Source organism: Ruegeria sp. AJ12 (assembly GCF_056536245.1).
Map to the genome: position 1 here is coordinate 1,535,446 of NZ_JBQFJJ010000001.1, position 16,379 is coordinate 1,551,824.

The window sequence follows — 16,379 nt, forward strand, 5'->3', positions numbered from 1 at the left end:
TGGCAGATTCAGTGCGTCGACATTCGCGATGCCCTTGCCGCTTCGATTGAGGTTTCAACGCTTGTTTTGGGTCCAAAAAATGGCTCTGGACCCTTTAGAAAAAAAGCACGCAACCATTGCTGCTGCGAGTTCATTAGGTCCTATATGAAAAGACCAGGTAGAGGGTTCTGGCCAAGGCTATGCCCGCGACGATAATCATCAGCACGACAGAGATCGCGGCAATGGCGGGATCGATATTGTCACGCAGGCCCATCCACATCAGGCGTGGCAGTGTGACCGCTTCGACGGATGTCACGAAGATCGTTACGGCAATTTCTTCCCACGACAAAATGAAGGTCAGAAGAAAGGACGCGATGACGCCAAACTTGATGTTCGGGAGAATGACGTTGAACACACGATAAAACACTCCCGCGCCCATGGAACGCGCTGCCAGATCAATACGCCGATCCACCTGACTGAGCGAAACCGTTGTCAGGACTACGGCAAAGGGAGCGATCATCACGGCATGCACCAAGGCCACCCCTAAGAGCGTGTCATACGCCACCAAATCGTTGATGTTACCGAGTTGGATCAGAAAGAAGTACAGCGTCAGGGCCGAGACCACAGGCGGTGCCACCATGGGCAAAAGAGCGACTGCCACCAGTGCGCCGGTGAATTTCGGCCGCACCATCCATATCCCCAAACTGAACAACAGTCCCAGCAGCGTCGCGATGCTTGCACTTATCAAACCGATGCGGATCGACAGCCAGATTCCGCTGGCCCACACGGGGTTTTCGATTAACGCCCAGTAATGACGCAACGACCATTCGTCAGTAGGAAGCGATAGGAACCGTTTCGGTGTAAAAGATACCGGTATCACCGCCAGAAGCGGCAACATCAGAAAAACCCCGACCAGAGCTGCGAGCAGTGTGGCAATCGTGCCTGGGCGAAGGATCGTCATTTGCTCGCTTTCGGTTGGAATTGACGCATCAGCAACGCAAGAAATCCGGCGATCGAGATCATCAGAACGACACTGATTGCTGCGGCCAGACCCCAGTTTGGACTTTGAAAAATACGCAGGTAAATCAGTTCAGCCACCATCACACTGCGTCCACCGCCAAGAATTGCCGGGGTTACAAAGAAGCCGATGGAGAACACGAAAACCAGCAATGCGGCGCCCAGAACGCCTGCCAACGTCGGCGGCAAAAACACCTGCCAGAAGATTCGCAGTCTCGACGCCCCCATGCCACGAGCGGCCATCAGCGTCCGTTCATCGACATTCCGCATTGCAGTGGCCAGAGGGAATACTGCAAATGGGATCAGGAAATGCACCATGCCGATCACGACGCCGATCTCGTTCCGAACCAATTGCAATGGCTCGCTTATCAGACCTATGGTCTGCAGCCATTCGTTTATGAGCCCGCGATTTGACAGAAGGGCAAGCCAGCCGAAAGCGCGGCTGAGCACTGAAATCCAGAACGGAATGAAGATGCAGAGTTCGGTCAGCGTGCGGGCCAAGGGACCACCGCGAACCCAGAGCAATGCAATCGCATAGCCGGCGACAACGCAGATGGCTGTCACAAAGATACAAATGCGCAATGTGCGCCAGAAAACTGACAGGATCAGCGGGTCGCTCAGCGCGGTCTGGTACTGACCAAGCCCCGGCTCGGGCAAGGTCACGCTCCAACCGACAACACCTATGAATGGCATAAGATAGGCGACGCTCAGAAACAGGATGAGCGGCCCAATCAGAAGAAGGGTTGTTGGAGAAGCGCGCATATTGGTCCCTGGTATTTGGCCCCCCCTGGGTGTTGCTCACACCGAGGGGGACGAGGTTCTATGCAGAAACGATACTCAGATAGGTATCCAGCGCCGCTCCGTAGTGCTCTTCGTACCAGCCCATGTCCAATGGTGTCTGCACGCCGACATTGGCCGGATCCATGGGGTTGAAGCGGCGTTGATCCTCAGGGATGAGCGTATCGGCCGCCGGGTTTGCCGGACCTGTCCCAAGCAAATCGAACAGAACTTTCTGCCGCTCAGGATCCTGGGCGGATGCGATGAAGCGCATCGCCGCCTCCGTCCCGCCGGGATTGCCTTTGAGAACACCCATGGAGCCGGGTGAGATCATGCCGTCATTCCAGATGAAGCGAATGTCGCCTTCGGAGTCTTCTTCAAGCAGTTTGGCCCGCGTTGACCAGATCAGCGCCATCGAGGCTTCACCGTTCAGCAAGAGACTCTGGCTTTCGGCACCGCCGCCCCAGAACGCGATGACGTTGTCCTTGAATGACCGGAGCTTTTCATGAGCGCGGTCAACGTCCAGTGGATAGAGATTCTCTCGCGCGACACCGTCTCCCAGCAACAGAGCCTCCCACGCTCCGACACCCCATTTGTACATGGCGCGTTTGCCGGGGAAGCGGTCGATGTCGAAGAAATCCGCCATGCCGGTTGGAGGAGCGTCGCCAAAGCGCGTGGCATCATAAGCGATCACGTAGGAAAAGAAGTAAGACGAAGCTGCGTATTCCCATCCGAAGCCGTCACGCATCAGTTTCCGGTCCACGATAGTGTAGTCTATGGGCTCCATCATCCCGCGCTTGCCTAGGGCTTCGGCGGAAAACGGGTCCGCATCCACGATGTCCCACGCCGGATTGCCACTTTCGATCTGAGCCTGAATGGCGCCTTCTGTCGGGCCGGATCCGTCCTGCCGGACAGTCACGCCGGTCTCGGTTGCGAAAGGCTGACCGAAGGCCGTATCATAGGCCGTGATCGCGTCACCCCCCCAATTCACGAACACAAGCTGACCGTTATCGGCCAAGACCGGTGTTCCCTTGGCCGCAAGTGCCGTACCGCCGAGCAATACCGTTGCAAGTTGCGTGAACCGGCGCCGCGTGATCCGACCGCCGCGTGCCTGATCGGCAAGCCGCGCGAGGGCATCATTCTGAAAAACATCCTTCATTGATTAACTCCATGTTGAGAGGGCTGGGTCCGCTTCCCGCGGTTCTGATTATTGGTCATGCAGAAAGTACCCGTGCTGCTCAGGCCAGTTCACGCAAAGCGATGCACCCGGTGCCGTGCCTTCCGGCAGCCGTGCTGTGTCGAGTGTCAGAGACAAGTCAGTGCCACCTTGCGAAGCAAGGTCGAGACGCGTTTGCGCTCCGAGATAGGTGATATTGGTGACGGAGGCCTGGATCGAGTTGCCGGCTTCGGGGCGCGTGGCCGAAAGGGCCATATGTTCCGGTCGGATCGCAAGGATATCGGCCGATCCCTTGCTGCCGATAGGTGCGCGCAAGCGCTGCCCCTCGAACACACCGCATGCGAGTTCGCCATCTGGCGAAACGCCTTCAAGTGGCAAGATGTTGATATCGCCGAGAAACTCGGCCACGAAACGGTTCTGCGGGTGTTCGTAGATGTTCTGAGGTGTATCCACCTGCTGTAACTTGCCCGCTTCGAATATGGCAATGTGGGTGGACAGGGCCAATGCTTCGGACTGGTCATGGGTCACAAAAATAAACGTCGTGCCCGTCTGTGTGTGCAGGCGACGCATTTCGTCCTGCATCTGACTGCGCAGGTTTTTGTCAAGGGCCGAGAAGGGCTCATCCAGCAAAAGCGCAGGCGGTTCACAGGCAAGGGCGCGCGCCAGAGCCACGCGCTGTTGCTGTCCGCCCGACAATGCGCTGGGTCGCTTGTGTCCGTGGCCGCCGAGACCGACCATTTCCACCATTTCGGCGACCCGGGTGCTGATCTCTGACCGGCTTCGTTTTTGAACCTTCAACGGAAAGGCGATGTTCTGCTCGACACTCATATGCGGAAACAACGCATAGCCCTGGAAGACCATTCCAAAACCGCGACTTTCAGGGGGCAGGTCGGTGACATCCCGCCCGTCCAGTTGGATCGAGCCTGCCGTTGGCACCTCGAAACCGGCCAACGTCATCAGGAACGTGGTCTTGCCGGACCCGGATGGTCCAAGAAGTGTCAGGAACTCACCCCGCTCGATTGTGAGCGAGATGTCGTCAAGGGCCACGAAGTTGCCGAACATCTTGCGGATGTTTCTTGCGCGGATCTCCGCAGCTTGTGTCTTGTCGTACATGTCGGCCTCCGTCGGACAGAACCTAGGAGGTGAAAATGCTCAGTGACAAACGAATTGTTTTCTCATAATTGACAAACAAAATTTGCCGTTTGCGCTGACGTCAGGCGCTGCTGTCCATCAATTCTTCCAAAATCCAGCGCCGGAACGCGACCACGCTGGGCACGTCCGACTTCGCAGGTGGAATTGCAAGGTAGTAGGATTTCGGCGATTGTATGGACAGCTCAAACGGCCTCACAAGCTGCCCGGTCCCCATCGCTTCACGGCAAATGAACTCGTCGCCCATTGCGATGCCTTGCGCGTGCATGGCGGCCGTGTAGACAAGGTTCATGTCGGCAAACACTATCCCGGTTCGTGCGTTGTCCTTGGGTTGGCCCGCTGCCGCCAGCCAAGCGCTCCAATCGCTGTAATCAGCAAGGTGCAGAAGATCAGCCTTCAGGACGTCTTCCGGGTTCTGGAGACTGCCCAACCTATTCAGCAGGATCGGGCTGACCATCGGTGTGAAGGAGACCGACTTTAAAAGCTCGGTTTCGACGCCGACCATATTGTGATCAGAAAACACAATAAAAACATCGACATTTGGGTTTGTCACATCATCCAATTGGGTTGGCAGGGTGACTGAAAAGGCGACGTCCGGGCAGACTGTGCGGAACCGCGAGATTTTCGGTGTCAGCCAGCTTGAGGCGAAACCGGGTGTGCAGCTGACCGTCAGGCTGCCGGACAGACCTCGTCCAGCATTGCGCGCGGCAGAGCCGCTTATTGTGGACAGTGCCATACGCACGTCTTCGGCATAGGCCCGGCCTTGCTGCGTGAGTTCGAGCCGGGTTCCGGCACGGTGAAACAGAGAAAACCCCAGATCACGTTCCAACAGCCGCAACTGGTGGCTGACTGCACTGCGCGTCAGGTTGAGCTCGTCAGCCGCTTTCCAGACCGCACCATGCCGAGAAAAGCTCTCCAGTGCGCGCAAGGCTTGAGTGGAAGGGATGCGCTGCACGCCTTGATCCTTGGTGACTTGAATTGGATGGAGCCTATCCAAATTCGCCGCAAAGGTGAACGATTTTTGTCTTTGTCGGGAAAACGTTTCACTTTTCGACACATGTCTTCGATGCCTAATTGGGCAGCAAGGAGATGCAAATGCCAATTTCGAATGCACAGTCTACTGCGTTGTCCGTTGTCGATGACCGGATGCCGGAATTGTCTGACTGGTGCGAAACGATCTTCGATTATGGGGAGACCGCGTGGCGCGAATACCAGTCGGCAGCCTGGTACGTCACACGTCTCAGGGCCGAAGGGTTCACTGTTGAGGAAGGGTCGGGCGGCATGCCGACCGCCTTCTGTGCGGAATGGTCAAATGGCGGCGGCCCTGTCATCGGGATGTATGCCGAGTATGATGCCGTGCCGGGAAACTGTCAGGCCGCCAGCACACAGCGCGAACCCCGGGCAGGCCTGGGATATCAGGCGGGTGGCCACACCGATCCCCATTCCGGGTTGGGAATCAGCGCGTTGGGCGGTTTGCTGGCAACAAAGGCCGCGATGGAACGGCATGGTATCAAGGGTGGGCTGCGCTTCACCGGGGAACCTGCGGAAAAGGTGCGTGGTTCCAAGCCGATTCACGCGGCCAAAGGGTATTATGACGGTCTTGCCGCCATGGTGTCGTTCCATCCTTTCTACATGCTTCCGTTGTGCAACACGGTGCGATGGGACACACATTGCGGCGCGGCTTATTCGATGATTTATCGGTTTCTTTGCGAGTCCCCGGAATCCTGGGGCCGCACGGATGGCGCTCCGATACCGCAGTCACATTCTGCAGTACGCGCGCCCGGCGCAAATGACGCGCTGATGACCATGTACCAGTCTTCAAAGGCACTGCGCGAGGCGATGCTGCCACATCAGGGCGGGTGGTCGGTATCAGAGGCCATATTGACGGCCGGGCAGGCCACGGCAGACAACCTGCCGGCAGGTCTGGCCGAAATTCAGTACATGATGCGTGTGCCGACGATTGAAATGGCTGAGCAGATCACGGCCGTTCTGGATCGCAACGCCGCCGCCGCCGCTGCTATGACCGGCTGTCGTTGGGAGCGTCACTGGGTCTGCAAATCGCGTCCCGGGCTCGCCAATCGTGCCATGGCAAATCTGGTCTGGGAGGCGATGAAAGAGGTCGGCCCGCCAACCTGGGGCGAAGAGGCCAACAAGACGGCCCGCGCCATTCAGCGCAACTTGGGGCACGAGCCAATGGACATCCCCTTCATTGATGAGGTGTCCAAGCTGATTGATCCGCGAGAGGCCGAAGCTGTCTTGCGGCAGGATTTGCCACCGTCGCAATTGAACTCAACGTCTGACGACTACACCGATATGACATGGCATGCGCCAACGGCACGGTTTTATGTGGCACGCCCTGCGCTGAAACCCCCGTCCGATGGGGCCTATCCTCCGTGGGTCATGAATGCGCTGGGCGGCATCCCCGCGACGATTGATCCGATGATCCGGACGGCCGCCAAGGTGCTGGCAGCTTCGGCGTTGCGACTGATCGAGGACCAATCTGCGCGCGAGACCGCGATGAACGAGTTTCGTGATCGGACGGGCGGGGGCATTGGTGGCACAAGCTGGATTCCTCCTCTTTGCGACTATGATCCGCCGATCCATTTCCGCTGGCCGGAATACGTCACCACGTCGCGTGGCCGCGACTGGTGGATCCCATCGGCCCAGCCGGGCGCTTGAATTAGAACTGACAACTTACAAGGACTCGATCAAATGCCACTTGATGCAAAACCTGACGCCTTTAGCCTGCAACGTCGCGTGGATGGGGGCGGCACCCCGGTTCTTTCTAACTGGGGCTTTCGGAATGAAACAGACCGGTTGACCGACGTTCTGCTTGGATCGCCCGTGCATCTTTTCCACCGGGCCACGTCGAGCCTGTCGCGTAAGCACTTGCGCGAGGCGCCGTGCAATATTCAGGTGGCGCAGGCCCAGCATGCCGAACTGGTGGATGCGTACAAGCACTTCAACGTGAACGTGCATATGCTCGATCCCGAGCCGGAACTGACGATGCAGGTCTATTCCCGCGACAGTTCCTGCATGACCCCTTACGGGGCCTTCATTACTGCAATGTCGCAATGGTGGCGCCGCGGGGAGAATTATGCCGCGATCCGCGCCTATGAAAAGCTTGGTATTCCAATCTATGACATGGTCACGGCGGGCACGTTCGAAGGCGGGGATTTCAACGTTATCGAAGAAGGGTGCGTGCTGATTGGCTGCGGTGAAGCCCGCACCAACGAGGCAGGTGCCAAGCAGGTCGCCGGGTGGTTCGAGGCGGAGGGCTGGGAAGTCCGACTGGCCTATATCGACGAATACTATGTCCATATCGATCTGATGGTCGTGCCCGTTGCGGAGAAACTCACGGCGGTCTGCGTGGCGTGCACCGAACCCGAGATTGTCGCGTGGTTGAAGGCCATGGGGCATGAGATCATTGATGTACCCTTTCAGGACACGATGGCATTGGGCTGCAACATGATGTCGCTTGGCAATGACAAGATTATCGCGCCTGCCTCATCCAAAGTGCTGATCGATCAGCTCCGCGCGCGTGGTTTCGAAGTCGCGGATGTCGAAACTGCCGAGATATCCAAGACCGGCGGTGGTATCCATTGCATGGCACAAGCCCTCAGACGCGAGGTCTGAGATCGTGAACAGCGTCATGTGGCAGGGCATCAACACGCTGGCCGTCGATCCTGAGCGTCTCTGGAACACGCTCGAAGTGTCTGCCCGGATTGGCCCGGGCAAGGCCGGAGGCCTCAGTCGCCTGACGCTCAGCGATGACGATAAAGTCATGCGGGATCAGTTCGTTGATTGGTGCCTGGCTGCGGGCTGCACGGTAGAGGTCGATCCGGTCGGCAATATTTTTGCGCGACGCGAAGGTACCGACCCCGCGCTCGCCCCGGTTCTGATCGGCAGTCACCTCGACACCCAGATTGCCGGAGGGCGCTATGACGGCGTCTTGGGCGTGCTGTCCGGGCTTGAGGTGATCCGAACCCTCAACGACAGGAGCATTGTTACCCGCCGCGCCATCGAGGTGGTCTGCTGGACTAATGAGGAGGGGGTCCGGTTCCAGCCTCCGATGATGGGCTCCGGAGTGTTCGCAGGCGTACATGACTTGAATTGGGTCCTCTCACAGGCGGACGATGACGGCGCGACGTTTGTCGATGAGTTGGTGCGCATCGGGTATGCCGGCACCACCCGGCGGGCGGCGGACCAGATTGACGCTTATTTTGAGTTGCATATTGAACAGGGCCCCGTGCTTGATCAGCAGAAAGTCCCGGTGGGTGTCGTGACCGGCGGTTACACCTCGTTCGGCGCGGAAATTGCAATTGCAGGCGAAAACGCGCATTCCGGTCCCACCCCGATGGCCGCCCGAAAGGACGCGCTGGTGGCGGCTGCCCTCATCGTGGCACGGATCAATGAGATAGGGTGGGAGTACGCGCCACAAGGACGGGCGACCTGCGCCAGGCTTGATGTGTCCCCGAACAAATACGGTATCATCGCGGATTCCGCCTCGGTTGTTATCGACGTCCGTCATCCGGACCCGACCCTTGCAGAAGAGATGTTCCAAAAGGGATTGAACGCACTGTCCGAAATGGCGGAACGTTCAAACACGACCATCAACAAGGTCAGGGATTGGCATTTTGGCGATGTCTCGTTCGACGCAGATCTGGTAGATCTTGTCCAATCCGTGGCCCGGGACCTGGATATCCCGCATATCCCGATCCAGAGCGCGGCAGGGCATGACGCGTACCACCTGTCCCGGATCGCGCCGACCGCGATGATCTTTACGCCCTGCGTAGATGGGGTGACCCATAACGAGAACGAGCAGATTGAACTGGCCGACACCGTGCCGGGCGTCAATGTCCTGCTCCACGCGGTTCTGCACTGCGCCAATTCATAAACACTTTGGGGGATTGCCAAAATGATCAGCAATCAGACACTACAAGCGCGCAAGACCAAGGCTATCGCGCAAGGCGTCGGTATGATGACTCAGGTCTACGCGGACCGGGCCGAAAACGCAGAGATCTGGGATGTCGAAGGCAACCGTTTCATTGATTTTGCAGCCGGCATTGCGGTGGTGAATACGGGCCACCGTCACCCTCGCATCGTCGATGCCGTAAAGGCACAACTAGACCGCTTTACCCATACCTGTCATCAGGTTGTGCCATATGAACCCTATGTGCGTCTTGCCGAGCGACTGAATGCGCGCGTTCCTGGCGATTTTGACAAGAAAACCGTTTTCGTCACAACAGGCGCCGAGGCGGTTGAAAACGCCGTCAAGATTGCCCGCGCGGCCACGAAAAGGTCTGCCGTTGTGGCGTTCTCCGGCGGGTTTCACGGACGTACATTCATGGGCATGTCGCTGACAGGTAAAGTGTTTCCTTACAAGGCGGGGTTCGGCGCGATGCAGTCTGACGTTTTCCACGTCCCGTTTCCCGTCGAGTTGCATGGCGGTTCCGTCTCAGATTCGCTTGCGGCACTCGAAACCCTCTTCAAGGCCGACGTCGATCCGGCCCGGGTCGCGGCAATCATCATTGAGCCGGTTCAGGGCGAGGGCGGGTTCTACGTGGCACCGCCTCAGTTCATTGCCGAGTTGCGCCGTATTTGTGATGTGCATGGAATCCTGTTGATTGCCGATGAGGTTCAGACCGGGTTTGCCCGCACGGGCAAGATGTTTGCTATGGAGCATTTTGGGGTTGCGGCGGACATTACTACCATGGCGAAGGGACTGGCCGGAGGTTTTCCCTTGGCTGCGGTAACCGGGCGGGCCGAGATCATGGATGCCGCTCAGCCCGGCGGGCTGGGGGGAACATATGGCGGCAGCCCGATCGGAGTTGCCGCAGCCAACGCGGTGATCGACGTGATCGAGGAAGAAGACTTGTGTGCCCGCGCCGATCAACTCGGTGCGCGTCTCAGGCAACGTCTTGACGGGCTCAGAGATGAGGTGCCAGAGATATCCGACATTCGCGGGCCCGGATTCATGAATGCGGTGGAGTTCAAACAGCGCGACTCCGATGCACCTAACCCTGACTTCACGACCGCGGTTCGGCTTAGAGCGCAGGAAAACGGGTTGTTGCTGTTGTCCTGTGGCATCCACGGCAACGTGATCCGTTTCCTTGCGCCGCTCACCATTCCGGATGACATCTTCGGCGAAGCTTTGGATATTCTGGAAACCACCCTGCGTGAGGTCAGCCGCGAGATTTAGAAATCTGCACGAGCCGCTGATCATCCGCCGAGCTCACCTTGTTTGATGCCGGTATTGCAGGAGTGTTCTGACCTGAACTTCGGGTCGACCTTGGGCACACGACATGCTCATGAGTCTACGACGGGGCTTACGAAACCCTGCGGCTTCACGGCCACCACCGGACAGTCGATGCTATTTATGATGTTTTCCGCAGTGTTGCCGATCAAGACGCCAGCCAGACCCGTGCGGGCTACGGTTCCCATCACAACGACGTCGGCGTCAAGTTGTCGGCTTTGCTCTTGTATGACGTCCAGCGGTGTGCCGCGCACCAGACGCGGCGACAGTTTCGGGTCTGTTGAATGGCCGTCCTGCATTGCGGCAAGGAACTGGCCCATGCCCCATTGTCGTGCCTCGAGCACTTCGTTCACGTATCGATCCGCCATGAGCCGTGCGTCTTTCGCGGTCGAGAACGCCCAGACCACCCCTTCACCAACGGCATCCCACGCATGCAGTACAATCACATCGGCACCCGGTCCACTGGCGATCCCGCGCGCGACATCGACGACCCGACAGTTCAGCTCTCTGAGCGTTTCGGGTTCCGCGGCGTCCCAGACGTCCAGATCGATCGCAGCGAGAACGCGCCGAGGCGAATCCGGAGCTTTTGGCGTCTGCAACCAGACAGGGCAGGGACATTTGCGCAGAAGGTGTTGATCCGTGCTCGCAAACAGGAAGCGGTTGACGCCGGACAGCGGTTCTGCCGCCTTTATCACAAAGTCGCATCCTGTCTCTGACGCATATCTGATGATCTCAAGAAACGCTTTGCCAACAGCGACATGCAGGTCCAATTGCCTGTCAGGCAGAACATCCTTCAAACGGTCGCGAACTGCGGCGCGTTTGCGGTTTACCAATACCCGAATAAGCGCCTCGGGATCTTGGTCGGAGATGCGGGCAATAATATCCAGGTCATGTGGTGGTTCCACGCATGCAATGAAGCGCAGCGCCGACCCATGTTGTTCCGCCAGCGCCATCGCACTGCGTACAGCGGTTTGATCACAACTGTCGTCGGTAACCACAAGAATTCGGCTTGGCCTCCAGTTTTCGGATTTCATGTCGGAAGCTCCTGTTGACCATCCGGGTCGTCCATGGGGTGCTCTGGCGCGCTGGTTTCGCCAGCAATCATCCGCGCGGCGGCAAAAGCCGCGTCGCGATAGGGCATGAGGACGAGGTCCGCACGGAGACCAGACAGGGCCTCAGCCGTTATCTCCCGGTGCGCCGCCACAGCAACCTTCCCCTCAAAGCCGAGGTCGCGAGCGGCCTGCAGCAACGCTCGGCGCGGGTCGTCATGCGTGATACCGGTATCGTGTTCCGGCACGGCCATAACCAGCCATTCAGCTTGCCCGAGAGGCAAATGGGCAAGGAACTCGGGATCCGTCGCGTCTCCGAACACAACGTCGTAGTCCAGAGCGCGGGCGTGGCGAACGGCCTCAGGGCTAAAATCGACACCCAGAATACGCTTGCCGCTGTCCTGTAGCGCCGCAGCGATCCCGAGGCCGTACCGGCCAAGGCCGAACAGGATCACGTCATGAGGACGCGCGATTTCCGGGCCGCCTTCAGGTTCTGCATCGGGCTGTCGGCGCTCGAAGATGCCCAAAACCGGCTCGAACACACCGTACAGTTGATGCGAGTAGGTGATCATATAGGTCGACACGGCGATGGTCACGAGCCCGACCAAGGTGACTAGTCCCAGCGCGTCGTCGGCAACGTGGCCCAGAGTCACGCCCATCGCCATGAAAATCAAAGAGAATTCACTGATTTGCGCGACCGTGAGGCCCGCAAGAAACCCGGTGCGCTTGCGATAGCCCATGGCCCCCATGATCACCAATACGATGAGCGGGTTGCCGATCAGAACGAAGAGAGAAAGGACAATGGCCGGCCCGACACTGGCACCTAAAACCGAGAGATCCAGAGACGCCCCTAACGCAATAAAGAAGAACAGCAACAGGAAGTCCCTCAGCGAGGCAAGGCGTGCGGCAATCGCCTCGCGAAAGGGGGTTGAGGCCAGTGAAACACCGGCGAGCAAACCGCCCAGTTCTTTGCCAAATCCGAGGTAGTGCCCGACCGCGGCCAGGAGGGCCGCCCAGCCGATGGCAAAAGACACCAACAGTTCCGGCGCCCGCGACAGTCGTTGGACAAGCGGATTTGCGATATAGCGGATGAAAAAGATGACAAAGACCAGCATCGCCAGCCCGTAACCCAGCACGCGCAACACATCCGCAACTGCGCCATTCGGGCCCGCTGCCCCACCCACGCCAATGGCCGACAGGGCGATCATTGCGATTACCACAACCATATCTTGAACGATCAGAAAACCGAGCGCAATCCTGCCGTGCAGCGCGTCGATCTCACGCTTGTCGGATAGCAGCTTCACAATGATGATTGTGGAGGAAAATGTCAGTGCAATGGCGACATAAATTGCGGTCAGGGGATTCAGCCCGAGAGCGAGCGCGATCAGGAAGCCGAACACTGTGGTGAAAGCGACCTGACCCAGACCGGTGACAAGCGCGACCGGTCCCAATGTGCGAACAAGATTGAAGTCAAGTTTCAGCCCGACAAGAAACAAAAGAACCGATATGCCGAGCTCTGCCAGCAAGTCGATTTGCTGGTCTGAATGCGCAATGTTCAGTACCGACGGTCCTGCCAGAATGCCAACGGCGATGAAGCTCACGATCAATGGCTGTCGCAACATGATGCCGACGAAACCGACGCTCGCCGCAAGGACCAAAAGGGCTGCAATCTCGTAGAAAATATAGCCCTCTATGGCGTCTGTCATGTCATCTCCCTCGGTGGTGAAACTCCAAGACTGGCATCCGCCCCTTAGCGTGGCTGACCTGATCTCGAAGCGGTACTTGTCTTGGCGCGCACTCAAGTCAGAAAGCGGGTCCTGATCCTGGCGTCGAAAGGTCGGATTCAGACCTCTTTGGCAAATGTCGATTGTTTCACTCGGAAATGCAATATCTGAGAGACGTATTTGCCCGGCGCGCCCGATACATTTTGTTGGAAGGACCTACCAGCCGGTCAGGTTGCGGAGTGGTTGGATGGGGTGCCCGGCTGAAGCCCGGCTTACGGGGTTGGGAGGTGTCTCGCGTGATCCACCCAATGCATGGTGCGAGGTGTCATGCACGTACCCAACCCGCCCATGTTGGCGTTTGCGAGATTTCTTAGACTGTTAGATAATTAGTGAAACTCGCGTGATGCGCATTGCTACGAAAGACATCAAGTGGATTTTCATGGAGTTCAATTGTTTGCGAGAAGCAATCACGCGAAATCGCCTTGGGGGCCGAAATAGCTCTCATAAGCCAAGTTCAGCATGTTTTCGTAGTGGAACGAAGCTTCGTACGAAACCGAGTTAATCATTACTTTCGGACTATCTCCAAGAATGACAGAGACATCGCCGCCAGCACTTTGCATGTCAGGTGAAAGATGTAGGTGTGCGATCAAGCCGTCCAAATAAATTCTGGCAAACGGAATCGATCTTTTTGAACTGCCGGAGTAGCCAGGAACTGTTTTGGATTGGATGATTGGAGAATGGTTGTGTTGTTCTCCCCGAGTAGATAGCTGTATCAATGACGCCTGCATTTCCATGCAAGATATTTTTTGCTCCAGAATCGCCCGCTTTGCCTTTTCTTCGACGGCTTTTGGCAATTCGAAGTGCCGCATATCGGGAATGTTGGAAACGCTAGCGCGCCAAGCAATGCTCCAAAAAAACAAGCAAACAAGTTCTTGTTTCAAATCGTCTAAAATACGAAGGCCATGATCTGGCAATAGCGGTCCAAACGTTTCAAACACTGGTGGGAACAAACCCCAGCCGGACCAAACTAGTTTTGCTCTTCGTAGCTCTTTGATTGCGGCGTCATCAATTGCGCTAAGGTAGTCCTCGCCTGATCTGGTCACCAGAGAATCGTCATACCAGCTAGACCAGCGTCTTTGGTGTCCATATCCTCTGGTTGATTGAAGAAGTGGTTCCCCGTTCACGGATGGGCGAGTAAAGGTTTGCGGAAGGATATGGCATTTAACAAGTTTACCGTATTCGCCAGTTAAAAGGCATTGTCCTACCTTTTTAGCCATTAAACATCCAACTCCTCCACAAACCGCGCGTTCTCCTGAATGTATTGGAACCGCAGTTCGGGTTTTTTGCCCATCAGGCGCTCGACCAGGTCGCCAGTCTCGCCGGGTTCGTCCTCGTCGATGGTGACGCGGATCAGTTTGCGCGAGGCCGGGTCCATCGTGGTCTCTTTCAGGTCCTTGGCGTCCATTTCGCCCAGACCCTTGAAGCGCGAGACGTCGATCTTGCCCTTGCCGCCCAGACCTTTTTCCAGCCATTCGTCGCGCTCGGCCTCGTCCAGACAATAGACGCGCTTGGCACCTTGGGTCAGGCGGTAGAGGGGCGGGCAGGCGAGGTAGAGGTGGCCCGCGTCGATCATCGGGCGCATCTGGGTGAAGAAGAACGTCATCAGCAGCGAGGCGATATGCGCCCCGTCCACATCCGCGTCGGTCATGATGATGATCTTGTCATAGCGCAGGTCGTCGACGTTGAACCTGGTGCCGAGTCCCACACCCAGCGCTTGGGTCAGGTCGTTGATCTCGGCATTGGTGCCCAGTTTCGAACTGGCCGCGCCCAGCACGTTCAGGATCTTGCCGCGCAGGGGCAGCAGGGCCTGCGTTTTGCGGTCGCGGCCCATTTTGGCGGAGCCGCCCGCTGAGTCACCCTCGACAATGAATAATTCCGTGCCGTCCCGTGTTGAACTACTACAGTCCACCAACTTGCCGGGGAGACGAAGTTTTTTAGTGGCGGACTTGCGTTGTGTTTCCTTCTCGGCCCGTCGGCGCAGGCGTTCCTCGGCCCTCAGAATGAGGAAGTCGAGGATCGCCCCGGCGGATTTCGTGTCCGCGGCCAGCCAGTTGTCAAAATGGTCGCGGACAGAATTTTCGACCAGCCGTTGTGCCTCGACCGTGGCGAGGCGGTCCTTTGTTTGGCCAACGAATTCCGGTTCCGAGATAAAGCAGGAGACCAGCGCGCAGCCGCCGGTGATCAGGTCGTCGCGGGTGATCTGACCGGCCTTCTTGTTGTTGATCAGTTCACCGTAGGCTTTGATCCCCTTGAGGACCGCCGCCCAGAACCCGGCCACATGGGTACCGCCTTCGGGGGTAGGGACGGTGTTACAGTAGGACTGAATGAACCCGTCGCGCGAGGGCGTCCAGTTGATCGCCCATTCGACCTTGCCGGGGGTTCCGAATTTCTCGGTGAAGTCCACGGTGCCGGCAAAGGGCTGCTCGGCATAGGTGGAGGAGCCGTTCATCGTCTCCTTGAGGTAGTCCGACAGGCCGCCGGGGAAGTGGAACGTTGCCTCGGTGGGCGTTTCCCCGTCATCGATCGCGGATTTCCAGCGGATTTCTACGCCTGAGAACAGGTAGGCCTTGGAGCGGATGGATTTGAACAGCCGCGCCGGTTTGAACTTGTGGTGACCGAAGATGTCGGCATCCGCATGGAAAGTCACCGTGGTGCCGCGCCGATTGGGGGCCGCACCGATTTTTTCCACCGGGCCAAGGGGGGTGCCGCGCGAGAAGCGCTGTTCGAACAGTTGCTTGTCGCGCGCCACCTGCACGACCATCGAATCCGACAATGCGTTCACAACCGAGGCACCGACACCGTGCAGACCACCCGAGGTCTGATAGGCTTTGCCCGAGAATTTACCGCCTGCATGCAAGGTGCACAGGATCACCTCAAGGGCCGATTTGTCGGGGAATTTCGGGTGCGGGTCGATCGGAATACCGCGCCCGTTGTCACGCACGGTCAGGGCGTAGTCTTCGTGCAGTTCGACCTCGATCCGGTTGGCGTGGCCTGCCACAGCCTCGTCCATCGAGTTGTCGAGGATTTCGGCCACCATGTGGTGCAGCGCGCGCTCATCGGTGCCGCCGATATACATGCCGGGGCGTTTGCGAACCGGCTCCAGCCCTTCGAGCACCTCGATGGAGGAGGCGTTGTAGGCCGTGGTCGCTTCGGGCGTCAACAGATCGTCGGGCATGGGGCTGCTCTTGTTT

General features: G+C 58.0%; 13 protein-coding genes. 4 read left to right on the forward strand and 9 right to left on the reverse strand.

The window, feature by feature from the left end; genetic code table 11:
• Positions 1-133: 133 nt before the first annotated feature.
• The 5 genes from ACR3E0_RS07795 to ACR3E0_RS07815 form a co-directional block, all read right to left on the reverse strand.
• Positions 134-940 (reverse strand): ABC transporter permease, encoded by an 807-nt coding sequence (locus ACR3E0_RS07795; RefSeq protein ID WP_480477781.1) that lies wholly within the window; start codon positions 938-940, stop codon positions 134-136.
• The gene (locus ACR3E0_RS07800; RefSeq protein WP_480477783.1) at positions 937-1,758 is read right to left on the reverse strand and encodes an ABC transporter permease; all 822 of its coding nucleotides are present in this window, start codon (positions 1,756-1,758) and stop codon (positions 937-939) included. The genes ACR3E0_RS07795 and ACR3E0_RS07800 overlap by 4 nt, the downstream gene beginning before the upstream one ends.
• 58 nt (positions 1,759-1,816) lie before the next feature.
• Positions 1,817-2,932, reverse strand: a complete 1,116-nt coding sequence (locus tag ACR3E0_RS07805) for an ABC transporter substrate-binding protein (protein ID WP_480477785.1) — start codon at positions 2,930-2,932, stop codon at positions 1,817-1,819.
• Positions 2,933-2,980: 48 nt separating this feature from the next.
• Positions 2,981-4,063: an ABC transporter ATP-binding protein gene (locus ACR3E0_RS07810; protein ID WP_480477787.1), complete on the reverse strand. Its 1,083-nt coding sequence runs from the start codon at positions 4,061-4,063 to the stop codon at positions 2,981-2,983.
• Positions 4,064-4,163: 100 nt separating this feature from the next.
• Positions 4,164-5,054, reverse strand: a complete 891-nt coding sequence (locus tag ACR3E0_RS07815; protein ID WP_480477789.1) for a LysR substrate-binding domain-containing protein — start codon at positions 5,052-5,054, stop codon at positions 4,164-4,166.
• A 140-nt stretch (positions 5,055-5,194) separates the two neighbouring features.
• On the opposite strand from ACR3E0_RS07815, the gene ACR3E0_RS07820 reads away from it, so the two are divergent.
• From ACR3E0_RS07820 to ACR3E0_RS07835, 4 genes are read left to right on the forward strand one after another with little or no spacing between them, the layout of a single operon-like run.
• The gene (locus ACR3E0_RS07820; protein ID WP_480477791.1) at positions 5,195-6,778 is read left to right on the forward strand and encodes a zinc-binding metallopeptidase family protein; all 1,584 of its coding nucleotides are present in this window, start codon (positions 5,195-5,197) and stop codon (positions 6,776-6,778) included.
• Positions 6,779-6,811: 33 nt separating this feature from the next.
• Entirely contained in the window at positions 6,812-7,735 is a 924-nt protein-coding gene (locus ACR3E0_RS07825) for a dimethylarginine dimethylaminohydrolase family protein (protein WP_480477793.1), read from the forward strand.
• A 4-nt stretch (positions 7,736-7,739) separates the two neighbouring features.
• Complete coding sequence (locus ACR3E0_RS07830; protein ID WP_480477795.1) at positions 7,740-8,996, forward strand: Zn-dependent hydrolase; 1,257 nt, start codon at positions 7,740-7,742, stop codon at positions 8,994-8,996.
• Between the two features lie 21 nt (positions 8,997-9,017).
• Entirely contained in the window at positions 9,018-10,301 is a 1,284-nt protein-coding gene (locus ACR3E0_RS07835; protein ID WP_480477797.1) for a 4-aminobutyrate--2-oxoglutarate transaminase, read from the forward strand.
• A 107-nt stretch (positions 10,302-10,408) separates the two neighbouring features.
• Here the strand turns inward: ACR3E0_RS07835 and ACR3E0_RS07840 are convergent, their stop codons facing one another.
• From ACR3E0_RS07840 to parE, 4 genes are all read right to left on the reverse strand, one after another.
• Entirely contained in the window at positions 10,409-11,389 is a 981-nt protein-coding gene (locus tag ACR3E0_RS07840) for a universal stress protein (protein ID WP_480477799.1), read from the reverse strand.
• The gene (locus ACR3E0_RS07845) at positions 11,386-13,110 is read right to left on the reverse strand and encodes a cation:proton antiporter (protein ID WP_480477801.1); all 1,725 of its coding nucleotides are present in this window, start codon (positions 13,108-13,110) and stop codon (positions 11,386-11,388) included. The genes ACR3E0_RS07840 and ACR3E0_RS07845 overlap by 4 nt, the downstream gene beginning before the upstream one ends.
• Positions 13,111-13,595: 485 nt before the next feature.
• Positions 13,596-14,405 carry a hypothetical protein gene (locus tag ACR3E0_RS07850; protein ID WP_480477803.1) on the reverse strand — a complete coding sequence of 270 codons (810 nt, stop codon included), beginning with the start codon at positions 14,403-14,405 and terminating at the stop codon, positions 13,596-13,598.
• A complete protein-coding gene (gene parE / locus ACR3E0_RS07855) occupies positions 14,405-16,363 on the reverse strand; it encodes a DNA topoisomerase IV subunit B (RefSeq protein WP_480477805.1) in 1,959 nt (652 codons plus the stop codon). The genes ACR3E0_RS07850 and parE overlap by 1 nt, the downstream gene beginning before the upstream one ends.
• Positions 16,364-16,379 lie beyond the last annotated feature (16 nt).